The sequence below is a fragment of the Tessaracoccus coleopterorum genome (assembly GCF_011174705.1).
Classification (GTDB): Bacteria; Actinomycetota; Actinomycetes; order Propionibacteriales; family Propionibacteriaceae; genus Arachnia; species Arachnia coleopterorum.
In genome coordinates, this window is the sequence record NZ_JAANIJ010000001.1 from 1,587,882 (window position 1) to 1,601,511 (window position 13,630).

General features: G+C 68.2%; 15 protein-coding genes and 5 pseudogenes. 10 read left to right on the forward strand and 10 right to left on the reverse strand.

The genetic code is table 11. The features are described from left to right. Positions 1 to 12: 12 nt before the first annotated feature. From G7085_RS10160 to G7085_RS10175, 4 genes and pseudogenes are all read right to left on the reverse strand, one after another. The gene (locus G7085_RS10160; RefSeq protein ID WP_197510873.1) at positions 13 to 171 is read right to left on the reverse strand and encodes a hypothetical protein; all 159 of its coding nucleotides are present in this window, start codon (positions 169 to 171) and stop codon (positions 13 to 15) included. A 102-nt stretch (positions 172 to 273) separates the two neighbouring features. Beyond that, a pseudogene (locus tag G7085_RS10165) lies at positions 274 to 1,001 on the reverse strand (ISL3 family transposase); the annotation flags it as partial. Positions 1,002 to 1,020: 19 nt separating this feature from the next. Beyond that, positions 1,021 to 2,699 (reverse strand): annotated as a pseudogene (locus G7085_RS10170) (oleate hydratase). A 27-nt stretch (positions 2,700 to 2,726) separates the two neighbouring features. Beyond that, positions 2,727 to 3,362 carry a TetR/AcrR family transcriptional regulator gene (locus tag G7085_RS10175; RefSeq protein ID WP_197510874.1) on the reverse strand — a complete coding sequence of 212 codons (636 nt, stop codon included), beginning with the start codon at positions 3,360 to 3,362 and terminating at the stop codon, positions 2,727 to 2,729. Between the two features lie 273 nt (positions 3,363 to 3,635). On the opposite strand from G7085_RS10175, the pseudogene G7085_RS10180 reads away from it, so the two are divergent. From G7085_RS10180 to G7085_RS36290, 5 genes and pseudogenes are all read left to right on the forward strand, one after another. Next, positions 3,636 to 4,933: pseudogene (locus tag G7085_RS10180) on the forward strand (ISL3 family transposase). Between the two features lie 233 nt (positions 4,934 to 5,166). Further along, positions 5,167 to 5,454, forward strand: a complete 288-nt coding sequence (locus tag G7085_RS10185) for a TetR/AcrR family transcriptional regulator (RefSeq protein WP_197510875.1) — start codon at positions 5,167 to 5,169, stop codon at positions 5,452 to 5,454. Continuing rightward, positions 5,376 to 5,756 (forward strand): hypothetical protein, encoded by a 381-nt coding sequence (locus G7085_RS10190; protein WP_197510876.1) that lies wholly within the window; start codon positions 5,376 to 5,378, stop codon positions 5,754 to 5,756. Before G7085_RS10185 ends, G7085_RS10190 begins: the two co-directional genes overlap by 79 nt. Before the next feature lie 127 nt (positions 5,757 to 5,883). After that, positions 5,884 to 7,135, forward strand: a pseudogene (locus G7085_RS10195) (formate--tetrahydrofolate ligase); the annotation flags it as partial. A gap of 32 nt (positions 7,136 to 7,167) precedes the next feature. Next, positions 7,168 to 7,545, forward strand: coding sequence for a formate--tetrahydrofolate ligase (locus G7085_RS36290; RefSeq protein ID WP_331715598.1), 378 nt, complete (start codon positions 7,168 to 7,170; stop codon positions 7,543 to 7,545). A 745-nt stretch (positions 7,546 to 8,290) separates the two neighbouring features. Here the strand turns inward: G7085_RS36290 and G7085_RS10200 are convergent. From G7085_RS10200 to G7085_RS30105, 4 genes are all read right to left on the reverse strand, one after another. Then, the gene (locus G7085_RS10200) at positions 8,291 to 8,527 is read right to left on the reverse strand and encodes a hypothetical protein (protein ID WP_197510877.1); all 237 of its coding nucleotides are present in this window, start codon (positions 8,525 to 8,527) and stop codon (positions 8,291 to 8,293) included. Continuing rightward, a complete protein-coding gene (locus tag G7085_RS10205; protein WP_197510878.1) occupies positions 8,455 to 9,555 on the reverse strand; it encodes a low temperature requirement protein A in 1,101 nt (366 codons plus the stop codon). The genes G7085_RS10200 and G7085_RS10205 overlap by 73 nt, the downstream gene beginning before the upstream one ends. Positions 9,556 to 9,638: 83 nt before the next feature. Continuing rightward, the gene (locus G7085_RS30100; protein ID WP_331715599.1) at positions 9,639 to 10,007 is read right to left on the reverse strand and encodes a DNA alkylation repair protein; all 369 of its coding nucleotides are present in this window, start codon (positions 10,005 to 10,007) and stop codon (positions 9,639 to 9,641) included. Further along, positions 10,004 to 10,312 (reverse strand): DNA alkylation repair protein, encoded by a 309-nt coding sequence (locus G7085_RS30105; RefSeq protein ID WP_269451830.1) that lies wholly within the window; start codon positions 10,310 to 10,312, stop codon positions 10,004 to 10,006. The genes G7085_RS30100 and G7085_RS30105 overlap by 4 nt, the downstream gene beginning before the upstream one ends. Positions 10,313 to 10,417: 105 nt before the next feature. On the opposite strand from G7085_RS30105, the gene G7085_RS10215 reads away from it, so the two are divergent. Genes G7085_RS10215 through G7085_RS10225 form a run of 3 tightly spaced genes read left to right on the forward strand, consistent with a single transcriptional unit; the run spans position 10,418 to position 11,245 of the window. Then, on the forward strand, positions 10,418 to 10,561 hold the full coding sequence (locus tag G7085_RS10215; RefSeq protein WP_197510879.1) for a hypothetical protein: 144 nt from the start codon (positions 10,418 to 10,420) through the stop codon (positions 10,559 to 10,561). A gap of 32 nt (positions 10,562 to 10,593) precedes the next feature. Continuing rightward, the gene (locus G7085_RS10220; protein WP_197510880.1) at positions 10,594 to 10,899 is read left to right on the forward strand and encodes a DMP19 family protein; all 306 of its coding nucleotides are present in this window, start codon (positions 10,594 to 10,596) and stop codon (positions 10,897 to 10,899) included. A 37-nt stretch (positions 10,900 to 10,936) separates the two neighbouring features. Next, positions 10,937 to 11,245: a hypothetical protein gene (locus tag G7085_RS10225; RefSeq protein WP_197510881.1), complete on the forward strand. Its 309-nt coding sequence runs from the start codon at positions 10,937 to 10,939 to the stop codon at positions 11,243 to 11,245. On the opposite strand, the gene G7085_RS30110 is transcribed toward G7085_RS10225, so the two are convergent. Together G7085_RS30110 and G7085_RS10230 are read right to left on the reverse strand one after the other, a co-directional pair. Then, positions 11,224 to 11,349 (reverse strand): hypothetical protein, encoded by a 126-nt coding sequence (locus G7085_RS30110; protein ID WP_269451831.1) that lies wholly within the window; start codon positions 11,347 to 11,349, stop codon positions 11,224 to 11,226. The two genes, G7085_RS10225 and G7085_RS30110, sit on opposite strands and share 22 nt — an antisense overlap. Next, positions 11,346 to 11,936 carry a TSUP family transporter gene (locus G7085_RS10230; protein ID WP_331715600.1) on the reverse strand — a complete coding sequence of 197 codons (591 nt, stop codon included), beginning with the start codon at positions 11,934 to 11,936 and terminating at the stop codon, positions 11,346 to 11,348. Before G7085_RS10230 ends, G7085_RS30110 begins: the two co-directional genes overlap by 4 nt. A gap of 275 nt (positions 11,937 to 12,211) precedes the next feature. Here G7085_RS10230 and G7085_RS10235 point away from each other — a divergent pair, with 275 nt between their 5' ends. Then, positions 12,212 to 12,463 (forward strand): hypothetical protein, encoded by a 252-nt coding sequence (locus G7085_RS10235; RefSeq protein ID WP_197510882.1) that lies wholly within the window; start codon positions 12,212 to 12,214, stop codon positions 12,461 to 12,463. After that, positions 12,451 to 13,595 (forward strand): annotated as a pseudogene (locus G7085_RS36295) (MFS transporter). Before G7085_RS10235 ends, G7085_RS36295 begins: the two are co-directional and overlap by 13 nt. Positions 13,596 to 13,630 lie beyond the last annotated feature (35 nt).

The window sequence follows — 13,630 nt, forward strand, 5'->3', positions numbered from 1 at the left end:
TCGGACACCACATCAAGGTGAGCGGGGTGTTGCGCTCCAGCATCTTGATCGTGTCGTCGCCGTAACGCATGAACGCCTCCCAGCGGGGCGCGGGGCCGAGTCGCCCACGACGCTTCCGATGTAGGTGAGGCCGCGTTCGTGCGAGTCGATGCCGCCGTCGCGCAGCAGCACGGGGTTGGCGGGATCCAGTAGGCGCCGCCGGAACGGGCGGTCGAGCCGCCGACGTACTTCGTCTTCTCGATCACGAGGACGTTGAGGCCCTTTTCGGGCTCATCACAATCCACGGTGTAGCTGAGGTCTGAACCCACCGGCCTCGAGTAGTGATCTGGCGATGTAGTTGGTGAGGTTCCGGAAGCCGAGTGCGGAGCCTCGGAGGTGTTCGAGGCGGCCGTTGATCGCTTCGGTGGGCCGTTGGAGGCCGGGCCGGTCGAAGTAGGCAAGGACGTCAGCCGCTCGGTTCTTGAGTGTTCGGCCGAGCGAGCGGAGTTCGACGAGCGCGGTCGGGACGCCGTTGCTGAGGCTGGCGATCAGGTTGTTCATCAGGTCGCGGCCGCGAGCAGGGTCAGCCTCGCGGTAGGCGATGATCATTCGCTGGTAGGCCGCCCAGGTGACCTCGACGGCGGCGTGGGCGTCGTCGGCGAACAGCTGCTCGAGCCGGGTCTTCTGTTTGTCGGTGAGCAGGTCGGTGCCGGTGTGCAGGGTGCGGCGGGCGGAGTACAGCGGTCACCGGCCCGGCCGCGGTGGCCGTGAAGGTCTTGCTGGATCCGGCGGCGGCACTTGTCGAGGGCGTCGCCGGCGAGGCGGACGACGTGGAAGGGGTCCATCACCGCGACCGCGTCGGGCAACTCTTCGGTAGTGGCGGTCTTGAACCCGGTGAAGCCGTCCATCGCGACCACCTCCACGCTGTCTCGCCAGGCCTGGTCTCGTTCGGCCAGCCAGGTCTTGAACACGCTCTTGGAGCGGCCCTCGACCATGTCGAGCAGCCTGGCTGGACCGGCGCCGGCGAGCTCGCGCGAGGGCTCAGCGCAGCATCGTGAGGGCAGCTTTGGCCAGCACGCGCGGGTCCTTCTCGTAGTGGTGCAATGTGGTCAGCCGCTCGCTCGGGATGCCCAGGAAGTGGTAGACGGCGATCTGGGCGGCTCGAACCGAGTACTGCTCGGTGAAGACCATGTCGAAGGGCATCTCGACGAACTGGCTGATGAAGGCGAGGTTCACCGAGTTGGCGGGCACCACCTCCGGGCGGTCCCCTTGGCCCGACGGGCGAAGAGCGCGCTGGCGTACGGCATGTGAGCGGGCACCACATTGACGATCGAATCCCAGATCTCCTCGGTCTTGGCGGAGATCTTCACCGCCCGGGTATCGACGCGTTCGAGCTGGCCGAGCGCTTCGGTGAGCATCTCGCGCCCGGTCATCTCGATGAAGGGCTTCTTCACGACGTCTCCGGTCCGTCGCGGGTAGAGCGAATAGCCCCAGAACACGGTTTCGTTCGGTTGCTGGGCGGCGAAGTGTGGCTGGTGGTGAATCACCAGCGAGACCACCGCATTGCTGTCGACGAAGGTGTTCAGTGCATTGCCGGGCAGCTGTCGGGTGATGGCGGAGATTTCGTTGACCAGCAGGTGGTTGTTGGTGGTCACCGTGAAGCTGGTCCACTCGCTCTGGGTGCGGTCGGCGAAGAACTTGTCGGGGTTGCCCAGGCCGTAGAAGTGTTCGGTCGCCTGCTTCCACAGCGCTGCGGACGGAGCGTAGCGTTCGTCCTCGACGATGGCGGTGTCCAGATCGCCCAGCGAGGTGGAGTCGGTGATCGAGCCGTTGGTGCAGAACACCAGGTCGCCCTCATTCACATCGATCAGGCCTGGCTGATTGTCCTTGTCTACCTGCTCGTACTTCAGCCCGATCACGGTGATCCGGTCGCGCATTGGGTCATCATCGGCGAACACGAACTCGGTCACCTTGCGGTTGCCGACGAACTCGACGCCCTTGCCTTCGAGCCAGGCGCGCATCGGCACGATGATGCTCTCGTACTGGTTGTACGGCGTCCGCGTGACGCCTTCGAGGGTATTGATCCGGCTGAACTCCAAGATCATCCGGTTCATGTAGCGGCGAAGTTCCATCGCGGAATTGCTGCGTAGGAAGGCGAAGGTGGTCTCCCACATCCTCCAGAAGTTGGTGGTGAAGAAGTGCGGGCTGGAGGCGAACCACTCTTCGATGCTGACATCGTCCAGCCTGGATTCTCGCGATTCTGGCAGCGTCATCAGCTTGGTCAGCAGCACGCGATCGGCCTTGCTGAACTGCATGTGGCTGTAGTCATCGGCATCGCCTCTAGTGCGCGGGCCGCGGGTGTCCATCAGCCGGCCGATGTCCTTGGTCGGATGGGCGTGATCGAAGTCGAGGATCTCCTGGGTCAGGGTCTTTCCCGGCGAGGTCAGAGACGGAATCGAGCCCAAGACGTCCCACAGATTCTCGTAGGTCTCCTCGTTGAGCATCCGGCCGCCGCGGTTCAGGAAGCCGGCTTTGTTGCTAAGCGCCTTGTGCCCGTACTCGGTCTCGTAGGCCGCTACGCGATTGCCGTCGTTGGCGCCGTGGTCTTCCAGGCCGAGAATGGTGATCTGGGAACCGTCCCAGTGTCCATCGCGAATCAAGTAGACGGCGGCGGATAGGCTGCCGATCCCGGCGCCGATGAGGTAAGCCTTGCGAGTCATGGTGTTCTCCTTGTCGATTGGTGCGTCTCAGAGGTGGCTGGTCGCGCTGAGGGTTGATTCGCCGGATGAGGCCTTGTTCAGGCCGACGAGGAAGCCGTCGACCATGATCGCCACCTGGGCGTGCAGTTCGGTGGCGGCCGCCCGGTCTGGGTGGGCGCCAGTGGAGGGCTGAGCCAGCGCCAGGTGCAGGCAGGCGAAAATGAGCCGGGCGGCGCGCTCAGCCAGGAGCCGTGCCTGCGGGCCGTCCGCTTGGCTGGCCGCGAGCAGTGCGGACGCAACGCCGTCCTCCAGGTCTGCCACGAGTTGCAGGCCGGTCTGGCGATGGAGCATCTTCTCGTGCCCGAAGAGCAGTTCACGCTGATACAGGATGGCGGTGTCCAGCTGTTCGGCGCTTCCCTTCAGGACCGGCATGACGAGGGCGAAGACGGCCTCGATCGGATCTGACAGCCCAGCGGCGGCGCGTCGCCCTTCGGTGATCGCCTCACGGAATCGCTCGTTATAGACCATGAGCAACAGGTCGGCCTTGGTGGCGGCGTAGCGGAACAGAGTGCCTGCGGCCACATCGGCTCGGTCGGAGACCTGCTGGGTGGTCATGCCGGCGTAGCCATGCGTTTGGAGGAGATCGTGGGCCGCAGCGAAGATTCGGGCGCGCTTGGCGTCCATGTTGCGATCCCGACGCGATCCTAGGGCTTCCATCGAGCCTCCTACTGAGTGGACTCATTAACGAGCATACTCAGTATGCCGGTCATGGCAAGACCCCTGCAGAGGTATCGTCGGCCGTTCTTTGGCGGGGTGACACAGCGCTCAACCGGCTCATCACAGATGAGGGTGTAGGGGCTGTTCGGCGCGTCGGGCCGGGTAGGGGTCGAGGTCTCCCGATGATGGAAGTTCTCACACTGCCCATCTGGAAGACCTCGACGTGTCTGATGCTACCCTGTGGCGGGGTTCGCCTGCCCTGACCTGACCTCGTTCTGTCGGCTCGACGAGCTCGGCTTGGAGGTCACCGGCCAACTGCTGGAGCCTGGCCGCGCGGTCCTCGCCTGCCGGGTGGTGGAGCCGGATCAGTGGTGCCGACGTTGCGGCTGCGAGGGCCTCGCGCGTGACACCGTGACGCGGCCGTTGGCCACGAGCCGTTCGGCTGGCGGCCGACGACGTTGCTGGTCACGATCCGCCGCTACCGCTGCACCGGCTGCGGGCATGTGTGGCGACAAGACACCAGCCTCGCCGCGGAGCCGCGGGCGAAGCTGTCACGCCGCGGGCTGCGGTGGGCGTTGGAGGGCCTGGTAGTTCAGCACCTCACCGTCGCCCGCGTCGCCGAGGGCTGGGGGTGTCGTGGAACACCGCCAACACGGCGGTCCTGGCTGAAGGCAAGCGGGTCCTGATCGATGACCCGACCAGGTTCGACGGCGTGAAGGCCATCGGCGTGGATGAGCATGTGTGGCGCCACACCCGCCGCGGTAACAAGTACGTCACCGTGATCATCGACCTGACCGGCATCCGCGACCGGACAGGGCCTGCCAGGCTGCTCGACATGGTCGAAGGGCGCTCCAAGCAGGCGTTCAAGCAGTGGCTGTCCGAACGCGACCAGGCATGGCGCGACAGAGTTGAGGTCGTCGCGATGGACGGGTTCACCGGGTTCAAGACCGCCACCACCGAAGAGTTGCCCGACGCGACCGCCGTCATGGATCCCTTCCACGTCGTCCGCCTCGCCGGCGACGCCCTCGACCGATGCCGGAGACGCGTCCAACAGGCCATCCACGGACATCGAGGACGCACCAGTGACCCGCTCTACTCGGCGCGCCGCACCCTGCACACCGGCGCCGACCTCCTCACCGACCGGCAGAAGGACCGGCTCACTGCCCTGTTCGCGGGCGATGATCATGTCGAGGTCGAAGCCACCTGGGTATCTACCAACGGATGATCGCCGCCTACCGTGAACCCGACCGGACCAGAGGCCGGGCCCTGATGACCAGCCTGATCGCCTCGGTCAGCCACGGCGTCCCGCCGCGTTGAGCGAGGTGATCACACTCGGCCGAACACTGAAGAAGCGAGCAGACGATGTGCTGGCCTACTTCGACCGGCCCGGCACCTCGAACGGTCCGACCGAGGCCCTCAACGGCCGCCTCGAACACCTCCGCGGATCGGCACTCGGCTTCCGGAACCTCACCAACTACATCGCCAGATCACTGCTCGAGACCGGCGGATTCAGACCCCGACTACACCCTGGATTGTGATGAGCCCCTTTTCGGCGCCCGCGAGGGCGGTGGCGAGGCCGGTGCCGGTACCGACGACCAGCAGGTCGACGGTGCAGTCCTTCGCGGGCACCGGCGGGGAACCATGTCTGCCATGGGTAGCTCCTTTGCTGAGTGGCTGAATCCGGGTGCTGAGCTCGGATGTTGATCAAATACTAGCCGCTCGGCAAGTATTCTGTGAAGCTAGGGGAAGAAGATTCCCAGGGACTGCTGGCATGCTGTCCTCGGAACTGATCGGAAACGGGGCAGACATGGGACGGGCAGCGGCAGGCGTCGGGCGCGAGAGGGTGCTGGACGCGGCGTTGGACCTCTTCGCCAGGAACGGGGTGACGGCGACGTCGCTGCAGGCGATCGCCGACCATCTCGGCCTCACGAAGGCCGCGATCTACCACCACTTCCCGCCAAGGACCAGATGGTCGTCGAGGTGCTCCGCGCCGGGCTGCAGCAACTCGATGACGTTGTCGCCGACTCAATGGCGGCCGACGATCCCGCCCGCCGGGTAGACATCGTGGTGGAGGGGCTCGCCGACATCATGATCGACCACAGGCCCCGCTACTCCATCATGATGAGCGACCCCGCCGTCGGGGTGGTCCTGGCCGCCGACCCGCACACCGCGGAGACCTTCGACCAGATGGAGAAGGCGCTCCTCGGGCCCGAACCGACGGCGGAGCGACGCCTCGCCGTTGCCTACTTCCTCGCCGCCTGCAACGCTCCGGCCCAGCAGTCGCTGCGCGAGCACGCATCGATCAGCGACGAGGCCATCCACTCCAGCATCGTCGCCCTCGGGCACCATCTGCTCGCTTGATCCTGTGGGCACCCAGGGGTTCGTGCAATGACATTGCACTAATCCCACCCCTCCCACGCTGCCTCCCCATGCGGTGAAACACTATGCAGACCCGATTGGAGAAGGTGCCCCCGTGACCCTCAGCAACGTGGAGATCGCCCAGGCAGCAACGCCGCTGCCGATCACGCAGATCGCCGAACGACTCGGCCTCCCGGCCGACCAGATCGAGCCCTACGGCCGGTTCAAGGCCAAGCTCCCACTTCAGCTGCTGGAGAAGCACCGACGCGACCGTCAGGGCCGGCTCATCCTCATGACCGCCGTCTCACCCACCCCGCCGGCGAGGGCAAGACGACCACCACCGTCGGGCTCGGGGATGCGCTGACGCGGCTCGGTCAGAAGGCGGCGCTGTGCCTGCGCGAGCCGGCACTCGGCCCGGTGTTCGGCATGAAGGGTGGCGCCGCGGGTGGCGGCTACGCGCAGGTGATCCCGATGGAGGACATCAATCTGCACTTCACGGGCGACTTCGCCGCGATCGCCGCCGCCAACAACCTGCTCGCCGCGCTCATCGACAACCACATCTTCCACGGCAACGAGTTGGGCATCGACCAGCGTCGGATCACCTGGCGGCGCGCGCTCGACGTCAACGACCGGGCGCTGCGTGACACCGTCACCGGCCTCGGCGGCGTCGGAAACGGCTTCCCGCGCTCGTCGGGCTTCGACATCGTGCCCGCCAGCGAGGTGATGGCGGTGTTCTGCCTTGCCACCTCACTGTCCGACCTCAAGGAGCGACTCGGCCGGATTGTCGTGGCACACACGTTCGACAAGCGACCGGTGCTGGCCAGCGACCTCAAGGCCCAGGGCGCCATGGCCGCGCTCCTGCACGACGCGATCGCCCCGAACCTCGTCCAGACCATGGAACACACCCCCGCCCTCGTGCACGGCGGCCCGTTCGCCAACATCGCCCACGGCACCAACACCACCATCGCGACGAAGGCAGCGCTCGGGCTCGCCGACTGGGTGATCACGGAGGCCGGCTTCGGGGCCGACCTCGGGGCCGAGAAGTACTACGACATCGTCAGCCGCGCCGCCGACCTGCGGCCGGCCGCGACGGTCGTGGTGACGACGGTGCGGGCCATGAAGTTCCACGGCGGCGTCGCCGTCGCCGACCTCCCCGACGAGACGTCGCAGCCGTCGCCAGGGGCATCTGCAACCTCCAGCGGCACGTCTCGACGCTGCGCGACGTGTTCGGCCAGAAGGTCATCGTCGCGATCAACCGACGGGTCGAGGACGATCCCGAGGAGGTCGAGGCGATCATCGGGGCTGCGCAGGCGATGGGGGTGCCCGGCGTCGAGGCCCGACACTTCACCGAGGGCGGTGCGGGGGCGGAGGAACTGGCGCGGGTGGTGATGGAGGTCGTCGGGGACGACGAGCCGTGCAGGCCGGGCCACGCCTACGAGCTGGAGGCCCGCTCTGGGAGAAGGTGCGGGCCGTCGCGACCCGCGTCTACGGAGCGAGCGACATCAGCGGAGGCTCCGGCGTCCACAAGCAGATCGCACGGCTCGAGGCGGAGGGCCACGGCCACCTGCCGGTATGCGTCGCGAAGACGCAGTACTCGTTCTCCACCGATCCGTCGCTGCGCGGTGCGCCGACGGGGCACGTCGTCGACGTGCGCGAGGTGCGGCTGAGCGCGGGCGCCGGATTCGTGGTGATGGTGTGCGGATCGATCATGACGATGCCTGGGCTGCCCTCCAAGCCGTCGGCACACACGATCGACGTCACCGATGACGGCACGCTGGTGGGCCTGTTCTGACCGTTCGGCGCAACGTCCCTGACTGCGCGGCGGTGCGGCTAGGTTTCCCACATGAGGTTACACGCCGTCCTGCGACTCCTGGTCGCCGCCCTGATCCTGGCGGCGACCAGCTGGACGTACGGGCCCTCTGGCGGGTGAACGGCGCCGCACCCAACCCGGCCAACTTCTTCGGGTTCTTCACCGTGCAGTCCAACCTGATCGGCGCGGCCGTGCTCGTGGCGCTCGGCGTCCTCGAGCTACGCGGCAGGGCCCAGCCGGGCTGGCTGCCGCTCGCGCGCGGGTGCGCCACCGTGTATCTGATGATCGTCGGTCTGGTCTACGGGCCCTGCTCGCGCCGCTCGGTGAGGAGGGCGGGGTTCCCGTGGTGTGGGCGAACACCGTCCTGCACGTCATCTCACCGCTCTTCCTTCCCTCGACTGGGTGCTCGTCCGCGACCGTCCCGCCCTGCGGTGGCGGGCCCTGCCGTGGGTGTTGGCCTACCCGGCGCTGTGGCTGGTGGTGGTCCTGCTGCGGGGGCGACCGACGGGTGGGTGCCCTACCCGTTCCTGGATCCGTCCATCGGGTACGGGATGGTCGCGCTTGTCTCGGTCGCGATCTTCGCCGTCGGGCTGGGGCTCGGGGCGCTCGTGTGGTGGGTGTCGCGCGCGCTGCCGGCGCGGCAACCGGGACGATCGGGCAGCGCATCGGACACGGCCACCCCTGACGTCCGGGCCGGAGGACCGGCCGGGCTAACGGACGTCGGCGCTCAACGCCGCCCTGGCCCGCGCCACCGCTTGGCGCATCGTCCGGTGCCCCGTACCTCGTACCCGACGACGGCCACCCACGGGATCAGCATCAGCAGCGCGAGGTCGACCCCGAGCGGAACCCCGAGGGACGCGAGCGCCACACCCAGGACCGCGACCGCCACCGTCACCGCCAGCAGCAGGCCATGGAAGGCGTCAAACCCGCCGAGCAGGGTGGTGAAGTTGGCGAAGGTGAGCAACACCACCGCGGTCGCGGGGACCGCGACGGCCAGCGCCAGAGCGACCCGGGTGGCGCCCGACTCCCCTCGACGAAGCTGGCCGACAGGTGCAACCCTGCCCCGACGGCCGCGATCGACGCGTACAGCAGGATGTGCAGCAGGATGACGGCGTGCAGCCGGCGGGGCCGCAGCCCGAGCAGTTCGCCGCACGGCAGGATGAAGTAGAGCCACCAGAGCCCGAACGCGAGCCCGAGCCCTGCGACGGCGACCGCAATCGCCGTCGCATTCCAGCCGAACCCGTCGACGTCGGCCTGCACGGCGGTGACGGTGCCGAGCACCACCTCGCCGAGCGTGATGATGGTGAAGGCACCGAGTCGCTCGGCCATATGCTCCGGATGCCACGGCATCTGCTGGCGCCGCTCGGCGAGCACCGGGTAGAGCACCTCCTGGACGAGCCACACCCCCATCACCGTCAGCGCGATCCGGGGCGGAATCGGGAGGAACGCCTGCAGGCACCAGCCGACCTGCGAGATCACGAGGGCGCGCACGTACGCCGTCGCCATGACGCGGTACCGGCCCGAGACCCTCGCGACCCGGAGCCAGACGATGATCGCACCCACCCGCATCACGACGTAGCCGAGCACCATCACCTTGTTGTCGAGGCCGCCGGAGTCGATCGAAGCGACCATCGGACCCAGCCCGAGGGCGAGCAGCAGCACGCCGACCATCTGCATCAGGGTGATCAGGCGCACGCCCCAGTCGTCGGTGTCGAAGGCCGAGAGGAGCTGCGAGTACGTCGACCACGCCCAGGTGATGGCGAAGACCGCGAAGAGGAAGGTGCCGATCCCCGTGACGATGTGGCCCTCGTCGAGCAGGCGGGCGAGGTTGGACGAGGCGATGGAGACCGCGACGACGGCGATCAGGTCGAAGATGAGTTCGAGGGGAGAACCGGCGCGGCCCTGCTCGCCCGGGTCGCGTCCGCGCATGGGCAGCAGCCCATGGGGCGAACGGTGGCCGACGGCGGTCGTCGGCCCTTCAGCCGGTGTCATGTCGGTGTCCCGTCGGCGCCTGGGACGAGCCTACGACCCTGGCGCCGTCGCGACACCTGACCGGCGAAGCCGACTCCCACCACTCAGGCGGTGGCCTCGCGGCGGCGGACGATCTCGGCGATCCAGGTCGGCGCGAACGGTGAGGTGCAGTTGGGAGGCGTCGGGTAGTCCCGGAGCACCCCGAGTCGCTCCCCGATCGCGACGGCCCGCTCCCGCAGCTCGGCGTGGTAGATGCCGATGTGGGCGAGGCACTGGTTCATGGCCCACTGCAGTCGCTCCGGGGCGTCGCGCATGTCGGCCTCGATGACGTCGAGCAGACCCGCTGGGTCGATCCCGTCGGGCTTCTTCGCGACGCGGTCAGCCGTCAGCGCCCACCCCGCGGATCCCACCACCGGGTCGGGGTCGGCCAGCCACACCACCCGCAGTTCCTCGACGTGCGGGCTCTTCTTCACGACGTAGCTGACGAGCCATTCGTGCGCCTTCGGCGTCCCGCGGAGCGGAGCATGGCGTCGAGTTCGTCGGCCGTGAAGAGCCGCGGGCGGCACACCAGGGTGGCGAGCAGCTTCGCCTCCGTCACGCCCGTGGCCCACAGCTCGCGGGACAGGTCATGGTCGACGCCCAGCCGCTTGGCGACGGCGCGCAGCTTCGTCAGATTCACGGCGTGGTTGTCGCCGTGACGCTCGTTGACGGCGAGGATCTTCGGGTCCCCGAGCGCGCGCAACTCTGCGAGGATCTCTTCGATCCGCGGTTCCGTCATGGGGTCCTCCTGTCGTTCGGGCAACGTTACGGCAGAGTGCCGCCCCGCCCTTGCCGCTGCCCGCTCCATGGGTAGGCTGGCCGCACCTCGATGCCTAGGAGAGTCATGTCCGAGCCACTCGCCCCGCTACTCGTCTCGTCGGAATCCGTCGAGTCGGCCGATCCGTACGACGTGATCCTCAGCAACATCGAGGTGGTCAACGATCTCGCAACCCTGCTCGGGCCCGATGAGCTGGCCCCGAGGCGCTGATCAGCTACTACACCGACTTCTACCACGCGCAGATGGACAACGGCGGCTTCGCGCAGTTCGCGTTCAACTCCGAGTGCTCACCGCTGATCCTCGAATGCGTCTCCGCCGGTTTGGAGGCCTTCGACACGCCGCGGCACGCGGCGGTGTTCGCCCGCGCGAGGACCATCCTCGACGCCCTCCCCGGCACCGAGATCGAAGACTTCCTCGAGTCCGACCTGTTCGCCGAGTCCCACCCACTACGCGACCTGCTCAACGGGGCCGCAGCCGGTTTCGACGAGGCTGAGGAGGATCTCGTCCTCCGGAACGCGGCCTACCTGATGAGCCGCCCTCGCTCCTGACCGTCCCGAGACGGAGCTCGAGCAGACGATCGAGGCCGTGTTCGCGGCACTCCCCGACCGGGCCGAGCGGGAAGCGGAGCTCGACGATGCGCCGCAGCCCGAGTTCGTCCAGGTGATCGTGGGGCTCACCGACCGGGCCGGGCTCACGCTGGACCGGATCACCGCGGGCTCGCCGTCCCCCGAGGGGATCGTGTGGCACTTCCTCACCGGGCAGGGCGCCTACCGCTACGTGCAGCAGGGCAACGACGCGGTGCTGTTCGCTGACGAGGACGACGCTGAGGTGCTGCGGGTTCCCGTCGCCGAGCTGGTCACACACCCGGAGGGTCATCCCGCCCAGACGTCGTAGCCGAGCTTGACGATCAGCGCCGCGGCGACGGCGAGGAACACCACGCGTACGAAGCCGGTGCCCTTGGCGATGGCGGTGCGCGCCCCGAGGTAACCGCCGGTCATGTTGGCGGCGGCGAGGCACAGCCCGAGGCCCAGACGACGGCGCCGGTCGGGATGAACAGCAGCAGGGCGCCGAGATTGGTGGCGAAGTTGACGATCTTGGCCTTGGCACTGGCGGCGATGAAGTCGTAGCCGACGACGCTGACCAGAGCGATCACGAGGAACGCGCCGGTGCCTGGCCCGAGCATCCCGTCGTAGAAGCCGATGAGCACCCCGACCAGGCAGACGACGACGAGGTGGCTGCGCCCTGTGAAGCGGAGCGCGGTGGCCGCGCCGAGCTTCGGGCGGAGCGCGACGAAGATCACCACCGCGGTGAGGGCCACCACGATGATGGGCTTGAACAGGGCCGGTGGCAGCACCGTCGCGACGACGGCGCCCCCGAAGGAACCGGCCAGCGCGAGGCCCGCCATGGGCAGGGCGGTGCGGAGGTCGGGTTTGACGCGCCGGTAGTAGGTGAGGCTGCTGGTGCCGGTTCCGAAGATGGAGGCGAGCTTGTTGGTGGCGAGCGCCTGGACCGGTGCCAGTTGCGGCACGAGCAGGAGCGCGGGGAGTTGGAGCAGCCCACCGCCCCGACGACGGCGTCGACCCACCCGGCCGCGAAGGCGACCAGCATCAGGAGGGCGACGGTCTCGATCCCGACGCCTTCCGGGAACCAGGCGTTGAGGTCGGGCATGGCGTCAAATCTACGCTCACTCGTGCCGCCGGACCCGTCTGGAAAAATCGGCCAGTAGCCGATTTTTCCGCTCCATCTCCGCAGGGACGGCGGGGGCAGGACCGCGGACGGCGGGGGACGGCGGGGGCGGACGGCGGGGGACGGCGGAGGGGACCGCGGGGGACCGCGGACGGCGGGGCTACAGTGGGGCCGGTGCAGGCAGCAACCAGGCGACAGATACCGGGCGAGATCTGGGTTCTCGTCGCCGCCGCCTTCCTGATCGCGCTGGGCTACGGCCTCGTCGCACCGATCCTGCCGCAGTTCGCCCGCTCCTTCGACGTCGGCGTCGTTCTCGCCTCCGCCATCGTGACCGTGTTCGCGCTCGTGCGGCTCCTCTTCGCCCCGGTGGCGGCGCCCTGGTCGCCAAGTTCGGCGAACGACGCATCTACCTCATCGGCCTCATGATCGTGGCCATCTCCAGCGCCCTCTGCGGGCTCGCCCCGGGTTACTGGTCGCTGCTGTTCTTCCGCGGCCTCGGCGGCATCGGATCGGTGATGTTCACCGTCTCCTCGATGGGCCTGCTCGTCAGGCTCTCTCCCCGGCGCAGCGCGGCCACACCTCATCCCTCTACGGCACCGCGTTCCTGCTCGGCAACATCTTCGGACCCATCCTCGGCTCGCTCCTGTCCGGATTCGGCATGCGGGTGCCGTTCTTCATCTACGCGGCCGCCGTGACCGTCGCCGTCGCGGTGGTGGCGATCTTCCTCCGCGGAGGCGCGGGCGGCCGCCCGCTTGACGACGTCATCCAGGAGCGGATGACGCTGAAGGAGGCGCTCGGGCTGCCCTACTACCGTGCCCTGCTCTACACGGGCTTCGCCCACGGCTGGTCGAACTTCGGCGTCCGGATCGCCCTCCTGCCCCTGATGGCCGCCGCGATCCCGGCGATCGGCGAGGCCGCCGCGGGCATCGCACTGACCCTGTTCGCCCTCGGCAACGCCGTCACCCAGCAGGCCACCGGCCGCCTGATCGACAAGCGCGGCCGTCGCCCTTCCTCATCCTCGGCCTCGGCATCTCCGCCATCGCCACCTTCCCGTTCGGCTGGCTCGACACCCTTCCCTGGTTCCTGGGCTCGCCACCCTCGCCGGCGCGGGTGCCGCATTCATCGCGCCCGCCTCCCAGGCGCTGCTCGCCGACCTGATCGGCTCCAACCGCAACGGCGGCCAGGCGCTCTCGACCTACTCGATGGCCACCGATCTGGGCTCCATCGCAGGCACGATGCTGGCGGGCATCATCGCCCAACTGATCGGGTTCGGCTGGGCATTCGCCGTCACCGGCGTCGTGATGGCCACGGCGATGGTTCCCTGGTTCCTCGTGAAGCGGCGCACGGCCTGAGCAAGAATGGGGGATGCCGCGACGCGCCCTCCCCTCCCTCGTCACGGCACTGCTGGGCCTCACTGTGCTGGCCTGGTCACTCTGGACGCCGATCGCGTTCGACCCGTGGTGGCCGTGGCCGTACGCGGCGGAGGGCTCGCCGACCGGACGCGTGGCCGCAGTCTGGGCCGACATCCTGCAGCCAGCCACCGCATACCTTGCTGTGATCGGCCTCGTGGTGACCATGTTCCGTTGCCGGTGG